This window comes from Floccifex sp., from assembly GCF_051873555.1.
GTDB lineage: Bacteria > Bacillota_I > Bacilli_A > Erysipelotrichales > Erysipelotrichaceae > Floccifex.
In genome coordinates, this window is the sequence record NZ_JBJEEY010000060.1 from 1 (window position 1) to 12,513 (window position 12,513).

Consider the following 12,513-nt stretch of genomic DNA (forward strand, 5'->3'; position numbering starts at 1 on the left):
TATACATAAACCCATAAGCCAATTGGACTTATGGGTTTATATTAGTAACCTAGTTTTTGATAAGCTTGTAGATATGTATTGTATTCTTGTTGATAGTCTTGTGTATTGACTGGTATTCCCTGGTTTTGTGTATCTATAATTGTTTTTGAATCTTGTGGGGCATATACAACTACTTTTGGATCTCCTTTGAATGTATATTCTGTAATAAAATCTACATCGCCTGGTAAAATAATTTTTTCTAAATTTATCATATCCTCAAATACATTGCCTTCTTCACTATTGCTATATTGTGCATCAAATCGAGTTTTAGTTGATTCTTTTATGAATACGGACTTTGCTCCACAACCAGAAAATGCTCTATCTTCTACAATTAATGAATCACATAATAAAGCTATGTCTGAAATATCATCTGTAAATTGAAAAGATTCATTTCCCATTCTAATTGTATTGGCTTTAATAATTAAGGAACCTGTTATTTTTCGATCACAATAAAAAGCACCTTCATCTATTTCTATTTCATTTCTATTTTCAGTTCCAAAATCAACAACTTGAAGATTTCGACAACCACAGAACGCAAATTCTCCAATATAAATTACACTCACTGGTATTTTTACTTTTTCTAGAGTTTCATTATCATAGAAAGCTTTTTCAGATATTTTTATAACCGGTAAATCATCTATTGTATCTGGAATAATGACTTGGGATTCATTCCCGTTATAAGAACGAATCACAATGCCTCCATCTTGTTGTGCATAAAGAAAATCACTGGTATTGGATTCTTTTTCATTGATTTGTACTTTCTTGATTTCTAAGGATTCTTCTTTTGTATTTTCACTTGTCTGCTTGGATTGACAACCCGTTAAACAAATTATTCCCAATAATATTGAAGTAATTATTTTTTTCATAAGTGCTTCTTTCTAATTCGTTGTGAATAAAACTTCTAATCCATTATCTGGGTGATAAGACCAGCTGACACTTACTTCATCATATGTTTTGGATAATCTTCCATCTAAGGCTCTTGTAGCTGACATTTCTTTTATTAAAGAATCTGGTAAATCCAATAAATAAATCACATTGACCAATCCCTGTATCGCATTATCATCACTATAATCGTCATAGTCATTTGGATTTGTATCGATTTCTAAATACGATCCATCTTGGGCTACTGTAGCATACGAAGAATCTAAATACGTATTATAAATCGAAACAAAATCCGGTCCTGGCTGAATAACACTTAATTCACAAGTTGCTTTTTTTCCATTGCTGGTTCTTACTGTAATGGTTGTGGTTCCAATGCTTTTGGAAGTAATATATCCTTCTTCATCAATGGTTGCCACATCTGTATTCGAAGAAGACCAGATTAATTTTTTATTGGATGCATTTTCTGGAGAAATCGTAGCTTCTATTTTACCTGTATTCCCTAAATCCAAAGTTGCACTTGAATATTCCAATGTCACTTCTTTAACCGCTGTTTGACTTCCTGCTATACACAACAACAAAACAAGAACAATTCCAATGATTCCAAATATTATTTTCTTATTATGCATGATTTCATTGAATTTTGATTGTTTTTCTTCTAAAGAAGCCCCACAACTCAAACAAAACTTATGATCTTCTGGATTTTCCATTCCACATTTTAAACACTTTTTCATACTGTACCTCTTTTCTAGTACTAACATACAAAATAGATACAATACAGATGTAACTTTGGTTGACAAAAAAGCCACAATAAAATTGTGACTCAATTATAATCTCCACCTTGAATGCCTAAATACTCTTCAAGACATAAACCCGATTGATAAATAGCTGTAGCTTGTTCTCCTACATATCGAATATGCCAAGGCTCTGCTACATATCCTGTAATATTTTCTTTTCCATATGGATAACGAACAATAAAACCATATCGATGCGCATTATTAGCCAGCCACACTGATTCATTATATGACTGCAATAAAGCCCCATTAGGCTGCATCAAATCAAAAGCCAATCCTGTTTGATGTTCTGAATACCCGGCTCTGGCAGAAAATGTATCCGCTTGTTGCTGTCCATAGACATTCACATAATTCCAATACAATGAATTTTGATATTCATAGGAGCGATAGCCACTATAGGAATCACTGACTTGTAAACCATTAGCTCTCATATCCGCTATTAATTTTACAAACTGATTCTTGGCTTCTATATTTTCGCCTGGCGCATAATTAGAAGGCAAAGAATGTTTCTTATTCACAACAAGTATTCCATTCACTTCAGTACTTGTAGATAAATTTTGTACAGCAGAAACAGTTTCTACAACTTCAATTTCAAAAGAAGAAGACGAAACATTATGGTATATATCTTCAACAAGAATAGTTGCTTCATATATACCAGATTTAGAAAAATCTACTTTTTCTAAATCAAAAGAAATATCATAGTCACTTAATTCTTTTATATCAAAATCAGAAGAAAAATCATGATCTCTATCATTGACATCCACTTTAATTTCATTTTTCTGGATAATTTCTGGCTTTGTACGATCTTCTACTTTTACTTGAATCGTTTTACTTTGATTGAAAAAAAGAACTTGATACTTCACTTCAACCAGATACTCACCTGCTTTTGGATATTTGTCTTCCATTTCAATAGAAGAAACATCCAATTCAATTTGGTCCGGTTCAATAAATGAATCCTTAAATAAAGACTGTTCATCTATAGAAATCTGTTTTCCATATTCAAAAACAAATACATCTTTTTTCAAAGAAACACTCAATATCGAATACATAAAAACAACAACACCTATCAACAATACAAATAAAACAATTAATTTCTTCATATTTTTATTATAAATCAATTTTTTAAATCCTGTATAGAAACTAATGTTTTTGAATCCGCTTCATCCTTTTCTTTTTATCTTTTTCTCCTTTCGCAAACGCAAATAACGCAATATAAGCACCAATTGTTATCGCAAGCATTCCTTCCATCAACCATTCAAACAATATCAAAAGAAACCCAGTCAATACAAAAATCAAAGCAATTATAAAAGCAGTTTTTATACCTTTTCTAGACAATTCCTCCTGTTTTAATTCCATTTCCAGTTCTTTTAAATACATTTCATTTTTCAATTCCGCTTCTCTTATTTTAGCTTCATCAACAAATCGATACGTAGAACGATAATCATCTAACATAATCTTTGTTCCACAATATTCACAGAAACAAAAATCCTGATTTTCCTTTTCAAAAGAGCCATTGGCTCCACAACTCGGACAAGTAAAATATTTCATATTCTTATTGCTTAATTTCTATATACGCCTGATCAATTGTTTTATATCCAACTTTAACATTTAAAGAAAAAGAAATATCTTGAATTGAATCAATTTGATTCTCTTCTAAAGAAGAATCCCATAATTCAATTTCTAGTACACCACACTGTCCATCTTCTAATTCCTGACTATACATCGAATAATCAATCATCATTCCATTTACAGACAAAGAACCATATTCATCATCAATGGTAACCGTCTTCCCACTTTTATTTTCCACCAACAATAAAACAGAAACATCTGAAGTTCCTTTTACATCCATGAAACCAATTTGAATGCCATTGTTATCAAATAAAATAGAATCTGAATTCTTAAATTCTACTTTATGATCTTCATCTTTAACATCAACCAATACACCATCTACTAAAGAGTTTCCTTGTAAATCTTTTTGCGAAACATTTAAAGAAATACACCCAATGTCTTCAATTCCATATACATCTAAAAAATCCACATCCAGCATATCTGTAATAGAAACACGTACTACACATGTCTTACCGGCTTGAACAATTGTATTGGACCATAAACCACTAAATACCTTTAAACCATTGACACAAATATCACTGGTACTGATATATACATCCTGACTGGAATTATTTTTAAATTCCAGTAATAAAATTTTTTCATATGTTTCTTTAGTAATTAAAGCACTGGACACCATTTCAATTCCATTTTCTTTATATAAACAATCCATATTAAATGCATCCATTTCATAGCCATAATGAGCCATAATAGCTTTATTATTAATAGAATCCACATAATAATCTTTTTCAAAATCAAATTCCTTATTTAATGAAGTCTCAATTGTTTTTGAATTCAAATACATAGAATTATAATCCTCATCAATGGCTTCAAAACAAATACTCATATTGGCAATACAATCAATGCCATAAATCATTAAACCCTCATAACTAAAACTCAAAGACGCATTGGCTTTATTACCCGATGTTACATCTGTATTCATATACCCTTCATTAATCATCATCCCATTTATTGAATTACAACAATAACCAATGGAACCAGCCACAAAAGACAAATCCTTTTCTGTATTATTTTCAATCAGCACATTCAATTCCACTGCATAATTCAGATATTGTAAACTGGTAGCTGTTATTTTAATACCCTGTTCATCTACAATCACTGTCTGATCCATTGTTGCACTCTTATCAAATGCCTTTAATTTTTCACTTTGATTTGTACTTGGTTCTACTGTATTGGATGTATCTTGGTTAGAACTCGCACAAGCCGATAAACACAAAACAAGAAAACCAGTAAAAATCGATAAAAACCTTTTTTTCATAATACTTTACTCCTTCTATATGTTTTTACGATATCATGTGATTTCTTAATTCTGGTTTTAGCTCTGCAAATAAAAAAGCATTCGTATTGAATGAACGAATCCTTTTATTGTCTAGCATATTTCAATCTTTCAAACACCCTATTGGAATGACAAATACTCCATCTAATCTTCTATAACCAAATTGCGTCCCTGTCACAACAATTTTTAAATCTGGTAAGCGCATTGGGCATTGTTTTTCCTTTTCATTGTATTTCTTAATCAAAGACTCAATTTCACATAAATGCTTTGCTCCTGCCTCAATTTCACGCCCCCCTAGTTTATATTCAAGCAATGCATATCGTCCATCATCAAGATGAAGTACACTATCTGCTTCCAATCCATATCGATCGTGATAATAAGACAAGTGCCCATTATGTGAAGATGAATATACTCTCAAATCACGAATACATAAACACTCGAAAATAAATCCAAATGTTTTCAAATCTTGATTTAAATAATCTGGTCCTACCCCTAAAGCAGCTACTGCGATGGAAGGATCCACAAATTCACGTTTTCGTCCACTACGCATAGCACTCTTAGACCGAATCGAAGGACACCATCCCAATAAATCATCCACTATGAACAATCTTTCCAGAACATCAATGTAATCACTTAACGTTTTATCTGAAATTTGGTTAATTGTATTTACATCAGCAAGTATATTCGAAGCTTTTGCTAAAGTTGATATATTTCTGGCATACGATCTTATAACAGCTTGCATTGTTGTACTGCTGCGTTTGATATCATCAATTTTAAAAATATCTTCTTCATAAATTTGATGATAATAATCTTTCGGTATTGCCAATTGCGCTTCTTTATCATCAAACAAAATACTTTCTGGCCAACCACCTCTACATGCACCAAAAATAAGTTTCTCGATTGATAAGTCACAACTGCATCCATTTTCAAGTTTTTCTTTGCCTTCAAACAAATCCATTATGGAAACAGTTCCATTCGATTCCCCTGATTCATACAAACTCATTGGATACATTTTAAGTTTTGATATTCTTCCTGTTCCACTATGTGATGTTTTTACTTTTTTGGATGTTGAACCCGTCAATATAAACCGACCTCTACCTCGATTTTCATCACAATAGGCTCGTACAGCATCCCAAAGATTAGGTGCATCTTGCCACTCATCTATTAATCTAGGTGTCTCACCTTTCAAAAGTGCCATTGGATTGATTTCAGCCGTTGTGATAAGTGCTTCCTTATTAGGATCTCGTTGTAGCTTAATAGCACTTTTTGCGTATTGCTCAGCCGTCGTTGTTTTTCCACACCATTTAGGACCAACAATATGAGTTGCTCCAAAAGCGCGCAATTTCAATTCCAATTGTTTATCAACGATACGTGGGATGTACTCCTTCTTTTCCATATCATTATCTCCATTACTAAAACCAATTATACTTAGCAAAATCTTTGAAGTCAAATGTTATTCCGTGTTTTTGTGGCAATTTATTTCGGATTTTTTCGCTATTTCATTCCGTGTTTTTGTGATAATCAATCCAGATAATCCACCAATAAATCCCAGCAACTATCTGTCATGGAATGATCGACTAAATATTGAATAACTAGTTCTTTGGTATGTGGATTTCTTTTTCTTAATAAAACTTCCCATGCCTTTCTATACGAAGGCATAGAAACCTTATTATTTTGAATTACTTTTTCAAAAATAAAATCATATTTCTCATCCAATGTCATTTTATATTCCAGAAAGAATTCCAGTTTTCGAATACTCTTTTCATCTATACAATCCGCCCATTGATTGATCTTTTCGAAAGAAAAATCCTCATGAATCACTTTATCATTCACAATTGAATGAATGCCATCAATTGTATAGTACATACCTGAAATAGATGGATTCAACGATTTAAATCTTTGATTGGTTAGACTGAAATTTTCTAATTTTATATCCATAATATTTTCATCTATATTCATTGGAATAATGACTAAACACTTTAATTTCTTTCCAAGTTGTGCACATGCAATCGCTTTATGATGCCCATCCAGTAAAGCACAAATAAATCTTTTTTCATAATAAGCCAAACCCCGAAATTCTTCTTTCTGTTTTATTTTTTGTTTGTAGTATTCCACTCTATTATCATCAATATTATTACTTGATTGAGTTGGATAAAGAAAAGCCGGAAATCCAAAGGTTTCATATTCATCAAAGAACATGTCACAAGAAGCATCGCAAGATGTCAATGCATTGGAAACATTATAAAAGAAACAAGAACCATCCGTTGGTGCCAATTCTACATCCGCAAGAACATAATGCCCATCGCTTAATAGTTTTAGAAAAGGATGTAAAGATAAAAAAGCATCTGTAAGATTTGTATAGTTTTGATTCAAACTATAACGAATATCTTCTAATTCTTTATTTTTTACTTTTTCAATTCCATAACCCGTTTTCAATAAACCATAACACGTTGGACATTCTGAATAATATCCCTGAATAATGGGTATATCATTCAATAAAAGCTGTCTATAATATTTTCCATTTCTTATTGGTGTACAAACATGTTTTAATGTAGACAATCCATTTCTAACTTCAAAAGCCATAGCCTCTTTACACCAGAATCAATCCTTTATATCAGGTTTATCTAATTCAATAATTTTACAATAATCTTTCATATCTATATTTCACTTATATAATTCCTTAATTCTTTTTCTAAACGAACATAAGACTTTACATTTTTATGTTCCAGACAAATTTGAATGCCTTGTTCTAAATAAGAAATGGCTTCCTGATCATATCCACATTCATACAATAAATTAGCAGACGGAATATACAATTCCTCTATTTTTTCTAAATCCGTCATATATATTTGTTCTTTAATGATTTCTGCTTGTTTAATACACTCTATAGTATGCTCTACATCATTTTGTGTATATACAAAATACCAGGCACAAACCAAATAAAATTCAAAACAAACATCTGCATCTGTATTTTTCTGCATCCATTGATAAACCTGTTTGATATTTTTTTCAATTTTATTTTGTGAAGAAATTCCACTTCGAATTAAAATTGTTGTCTTAGCCAATAAATTTTTAATATATAAATGATTCATTTTATATTTAGAATAATATAAAGTCTTATCAATGGAATCTAATAAACGATTTCTTAAATCCATTTCATTTACTTCTTCACTATCATAATTTCCATTTAATAAATCATCAAAATAATAACTCAACAAATCATAATAATGAGCCGATACAATAAAACGATGACTTTTTTTCATTAATTCTTTTGCTTGTTTTAATAAATTTTCAACAACATTTATTTGATGATGATCTAAATGAACTAAAATTGCTGCTTTATAAACTTTCATTAAAGACACTGGATTTTTTTCTTTTTTCAAAAATAAAGAATAATGATTTAAAAAAAATTCTTCATCAAATCTTACACCATTCAATAAAGTCACATACAACAATTCCAAATAAATCGAACAATTTTGAATCACTGGTTCCTTTTTACATTGACAAAGAATATCTATTGAATATGTAATATATTTTTTTAAATGCATCCATCTATTTTGATTCAAAACATGTAATTCATTGTGGATTTGAAAATAAAAATAAGACAAAAATATTTTAGCTACATATAAAGATTCTTCATCCCATTTCCAGTGATGAATACTTTGCGCAATGACTCTATGTAAAGAAACCACATCTTTTTCACACATCAGCCAGCCTTCTTGTATACATTCGTTGATTTCATCGAATGTTTCTAATTTCAAAGTTTTTTGAAACAAATGAATATCCATTCCATTTTTTAAAAGAGAAGCCACTTTCAAAATGGATTTCTTTTGTTTTGACAATTGTCTATTTGAAAATAAAGCACCAATTATATCTTGAATAGAACCCCTTTGACTATCTATTTTTTCCTTTGCGATATACGTAAACCCATTTTTTAAAGCCAGACAAGAAGCTTCTTTTAATGTAATATGACTGTTATAAATTTGTTTGGCAATTAATTCTAAAACCAATGTATGATTTTGTATACATTGACAAATATTAAAAAAATCATATATTTCATTTTCTTTTAAAGAACGATGTAAATGAAATTCAAATAATGGCTGAAGACATTGTTTTTCTAATTCATGAACTGTATAAACAACGCCTTCTTCACAATTTAAATAACGAGAAATAAAAATAATTTTTAAATTCAGATTCAAAAGCTTATATACATCTTCATTAAAATTTCCATCAAAATGATCAATCACTAAAATAGAATTGGTGTCTTCTACTAAATACTGAATCATTTCTATTTTCTGATCAAAATAACGATCTTTCTGATTTTCTTCTTGATGCAGTGTATTAATTCGAATATTGAAATCATCACAAATGGTTGAAACAATATCTTCTTTATAGGAAACATATAAAATCATATCAAATTGATTTTTATATCTTACTAAATATTCTTTGATCAAGGCACTCTTTCCTATGCCTCCCATACCTGTTATAAAAATACATTTTTCTTTTTTTAATAATTCGTTTATGTCATTGAATTCTTTTTCTCGTCCAAAAAAATACGGAATTGAATAAATAGAAGTTGAATAAATTCTAGGTTCTTTTTCATCTGCCAATCTTTCCAGTGTTTCTAAAGCCTGAATGGTTTCTTCCATATTGGAAAAACGATCTTTATAATAGACAGCTAAGGTTTTATGAAAAAAATTTTGTAGATGTCTAAACAATGTGTCATCACAATGTTTAATATTATATTTTATTTTTGAAAAATCATAACAAGCATCGATTTCACAATCCGGTGCACAAGGTGTTTTTTCAAATAATAAATAAAACAAAAGAGACCCTATTCCATAGACATCACTTTGAAATCCAATTCTTTTTATATTACATGTTTTAACTTCAATGCTAGAAAACCCTTCTGTATATGAAAGCTTATAATTGGAATGAAAATTTTTTATAGAAATCAAAGAATCAAAATCAAATAATTGAATTTGTTTTTGAATTCCATCAATCACTAATATATTTTCTGGTTTACAATCCAAATATAAATATCCTTGTTGATGAATTTTTCCAAGAACATAGGCCACTTGTTTCGTCAAATATATACATTCTTTTAATGACTCTGGACAATATGTATCCAGTGTCTCATTTGAAGAATAAGAAGACAAAATATATATGGTTCCATTACTTTCATATACATCTAATTGATTAACCATAGATGCATAATTTCCATTTGAATAATACAAGTCATTACTTCTTGAAAAATCTAAACAAAATTCTTTTTTTCTATTAGAAAATAATTCCTGATTGTCAGGAATTAAATTAAGATTTGAGTCACGAATTATTTTCATATTATAGGGATAAAATTCTTTGACTCGATAATACGTAATATCTTTTGTATTTGTGTATCGATACACTTGATAGACGATACAAGAAGCTCCTCTTCCAATTTCCGAATCAATCGTACAAACAAATAATTCGTTATTATTAAATAATTGTAACTGGGTACCCGATTCTAAAGCCACTCTATGATCCATATAACCACCTCAAATCAAAGTATAATGGAATCCTTTCTATTTCTGGTTTTATTTCTTCATCTCAAATACTTTGGACATATAATATCGAAAAACATATAAAGGATCTTCTCCTTCATTCATAGCCCATAAAAAAATCCAGTCATAAGGATTGGCTGCATACAATTCTGGATAACCTGCATCGAGTAATCGATTATTAATGGTATCAATGCCTCTATGTAAATCATGTTTAGAATAACCTTGTGTCATTCCTTTGTGTTTGATATAAATTTTGACCCAATATACATAAAAACTCAAAAATATCAGCATTTTACGAAACAATTCATGATTTGCTAATTCGCCACGTATAATTTTATCAATATTCATACGAGATGGAAAACAAGTACTGGCATTTAAAGGCAATAAAACATTTTCTAAAAAAACAGGCATTAAAGAGCGATCATGATTTAAATTATAACATTTTTCCATGCCATTGGATAAACCCAAAATTTGACAATAAATTGTCCATGTTGATGCATCTTCAATAGCCACTACAAAATCTTCTTCAAAAAATTCATCTTTTTTAGATTGACTTTTATTAAAACTATTTTGAATCAAAATACCTTCTTGAACAGCTAAACCATTTGGCTTGGAAATTTCATACCATAATTCTTGTATATATTGAATAACAGTGGCATTGTTGTATTCAAAATCATGTATATGAAGAAGTATATAATCAATGAGTTCTTGTTCACTTTGCATTTGATAAATACAATTTTGAATAGATTTTGTATATAACACATTTCGATTGGGAATGAATTTTCCTTTTTTGGGAATCTGAATTTGTTCCTTTATTCGCTGAGCATCCAAATAAGACAATTCATTTTTCATACAAAAATAATAAATTGCTTCTTCTATAGTATGAAGATCAAAACTTCGTTCATGAATTATTTTTTTAAAAAATTCATTTGTTCCTTCTATTCCTAATTCAAAAACAAAACAAATCTGAAAAGACGTTTTACGAGAAGGCAAAGCTTTATTTTCAAACCAGTCTTTTATTCCCCTGGAAACCTGTAATTCATTCTTTTTAAATTTATCTTTAATAAAAGATACTTTATTTAAAGTATCATCCACATCTCCCTGATATCCTTTTTCAACAAGAAAATAAGTAAAAGACTGACAGAAATCACAAAACAAAGAAACTGTTTCCAATAATATTTTTTGATCTATATCATCATTTTCATCCGATATTTTATATTTAATACGATTTTCAAGAATTTTTGTATACGATATCATGTCAATACTCCTAATCTTTTTTATTCAAATACAAACTGTGAAAAATCAAATAAATCACCTAACGTATTTTTATGAATTGTTTGCAGCTCAATCACATTTCCAAATATTTTTAAACAAGCTTCTTCATTTCGAATCAAAGACACTAAATGGGCTGTATTTAGCGCATCATCCAAAGCATCATGCCAATGTCCCATTGGTTGTATGCCAGCAAAATCCAAAGCATCTTTCAAAGAACAACGATGATCTATAAATAATTTATGACTGAATTCTTGTTGAAAGTCAAACCAGTTATCCAATACATAGTCACCAAATTCATCAAATTCATAATCCTTTGCCTGTGCTTCCAATAAGATTTGCATTAAATCATTTTCACTCCAAGCCAGGATTTCTAAATCATCTTCTAAAGAATACAACCATGAAAAAAAAGAATCCATTACCTGAAAAAATACAGGTGCTTTATTTACCATAAAATATGAAATTCCAGTTAAATTTTCATAAAAGTTTTCCATTTTAGTATTAAATTGTGGTTTAACATAAGAAGAAAATTGATCTGCAATCTCATAATTTTCATCTAAAAGCACAACCCCAATTTGTATTATTTCCATTTTACATTTTTCTTGAAACTTATTTGAAGTTCCATTCATTTCTAAATCAATCACAATATGTTTCATACTAAAATTAAACAATATCAATTGACATTATTTATGTCATAAATAAAAAAAACAATTATAGATTATTATATTTTCCTATAAAAATTATTTAAGCAAAGCTGCAACCTTGTATTAGAACCGATATTTTAAAAAATTATGAAAAAGAAAAAGTGTGGCTCATTTAAGTCACACTAAACAATCATTTGATTTTGAAAGCCACTCTTTTACTTGGGATATACTACATTCTACAACTTCTGCGATATCTTTTATATCCATTCCTTTAATTTGTAATTTAAGCACAGTTTTCTCTTTTTCTTCAAGTTTTCCTATAGCTCTACCTTTTGCTTCTCCTTGAGATATACCTTGAGCCATGCCTTCAGCTATCGCTTTATTCCTAAATTGTTCTAAAGCTTCACACATATCACTTTCCTCCATTTCAATTGTCTTGG

General features: G+C 29.6%; 11 protein-coding genes. All 11 read right to left on the bottom strand.

Translation table 11 applies throughout. The features are described from left to right. Positions 1-41 precede the first annotated feature (41 nt). Positions 42-905: a leucine-rich repeat domain-containing protein gene (locus tag ACI32A_RS03370; RefSeq protein ID WP_439753613.1), complete on the bottom strand. Its 864-nt coding sequence runs from the start codon at positions 903-905 to the stop codon at positions 42-44. Between the two features lie 12 nt (positions 906-917). After that, a complete protein-coding gene (locus ACI32A_RS03375; protein ID WP_439753614.1) occupies positions 918-1,652 on the bottom strand; it encodes an Ig-like domain-containing protein in 735 nt (244 codons plus the stop codon). Between the two features lie 89 nt (positions 1,653-1,741). Next, the gene (locus ACI32A_RS03380) at positions 1,742-2,812 is read right to left on the bottom strand and encodes a D-alanyl-D-alanine carboxypeptidase family protein (RefSeq protein ID WP_439753615.1); all 1,071 of its coding nucleotides are present in this window, start codon (positions 2,810-2,812) and stop codon (positions 1,742-1,744) included. A gap of 40 nt (positions 2,813-2,852) precedes the next feature. Continuing rightward, complete coding sequence (locus tag ACI32A_RS03385) at positions 2,853-3,260, bottom strand: hypothetical protein (protein WP_439753616.1); 408 nt, start codon at positions 3,258-3,260, stop codon at positions 2,853-2,855. A gap of 4 nt (positions 3,261-3,264) precedes the next feature. Further along, positions 3,265-4,596 carry a hypothetical protein gene (locus ACI32A_RS03390; protein WP_439753617.1) on the bottom strand — a complete coding sequence of 444 codons (1,332 nt, stop codon included), beginning with the start codon at positions 4,594-4,596 and terminating at the stop codon, positions 3,265-3,267. A 121-nt stretch (positions 4,597-4,717) separates the two neighbouring features. Next, the gene (locus ACI32A_RS03395; RefSeq protein ID WP_439753618.1) at positions 4,718-6,010 is read right to left on the bottom strand and encodes an ATP-binding protein; all 1,293 of its coding nucleotides are present in this window, start codon (positions 6,008-6,010) and stop codon (positions 4,718-4,720) included. 125 nt (positions 6,011-6,135) lie between these two features. Then, the gene (locus ACI32A_RS03400; protein ID WP_439753619.1) at positions 6,136-7,197 is read right to left on the bottom strand and encodes a hypothetical protein; all 1,062 of its coding nucleotides are present in this window, start codon (positions 7,195-7,197) and stop codon (positions 6,136-6,138) included. 74 nt (positions 7,198-7,271) lie between these two features. After that, entirely contained in the window at positions 7,272-10,142 is a 2,871-nt protein-coding gene (locus ACI32A_RS03405) for a protein kinase domain-containing protein (RefSeq protein WP_439753620.1), read from the bottom strand. Positions 10,143-10,190: 48 nt separating this feature from the next. Next, positions 10,191-11,414, bottom strand: a complete 1,224-nt coding sequence (locus ACI32A_RS03410; protein WP_439753621.1) for a hypothetical protein — start codon at positions 11,412-11,414, stop codon at positions 10,191-10,193. A gap of 20 nt (positions 11,415-11,434) precedes the next feature. Continuing rightward, complete coding sequence (locus tag ACI32A_RS03415; RefSeq protein ID WP_439753622.1) at positions 11,435-12,085, bottom strand: exonuclease domain-containing protein; 651 nt, start codon at positions 12,083-12,085, stop codon at positions 11,435-11,437. Positions 12,086-12,250: 165 nt separating this feature from the next. Beyond that, on the bottom strand, positions 12,251-12,513 hold a 263-nt coding region (locus ACI32A_RS03420; protein WP_439753623.1), incomplete at its 5' end, for a sigma factor-like helix-turn-helix DNA-binding protein.

Bases quoted from the DNA above. Each gene is read 5' to 3' on its own strand.
- ACI32A_RS03370 (WP_439753613.1), bottom strand. From the start codon at position 905: ATGAAAAAAATAATTACTTCAATATTATTGGGAATAATTTGTTTAACG.
- ACI32A_RS03375 (WP_439753614.1), bottom strand. From the start codon at position 1,652: ATGAAAAAGTGTTTAAAATGTGGAATGGAAAATCCAGAAGATCATAAG.
- ACI32A_RS03380 (WP_439753615.1), bottom strand. From the start codon at position 2,812: ATGAAGAAATTAATTGTTTTATTTGTATTGTTGATAGGTGTTGTTGTT.
- ACI32A_RS03385 (WP_439753616.1), bottom strand. From the start codon at position 3,260: ATGAAATATTTTACTTGTCCGAGTTGTGGAGCCAATGGCTCTTTTGAA.
- ACI32A_RS03390 (WP_439753617.1), bottom strand. From the start codon at position 4,596: ATGAAAAAAAGGTTTTTATCGATTTTTACTGGTTTTCTTGTTTTGTGT.
- ACI32A_RS03395 (WP_439753618.1), bottom strand. From the start codon at position 6,010: ATGGAAAAGAAGGAGTACATCCCACGTATCGTTGATAAACAATTGGAA.
- ACI32A_RS03400 (WP_439753619.1), bottom strand. From the start codon at position 7,197: ATGGCTTTTGAAGTTAGAAATGGATTGTCTACATTAAAACATGTTTGT.
- ACI32A_RS03405 (WP_439753620.1), bottom strand. From the start codon at position 10,142: ATGGATCATAGAGTGGCTTTAGAATCGGGTACCCAGTTACAATTATTT.
- ACI32A_RS03410 (WP_439753621.1), bottom strand. From the start codon at position 11,414: ATGATATCGTATACAAAAATTCTTGAAAATCGTATTAAATATAAAATA.
- ACI32A_RS03415 (WP_439753622.1), bottom strand. From the start codon at position 12,085: ATGAAACATATTGTGATTGATTTAGAAATGAATGGAACTTCAAATAAG.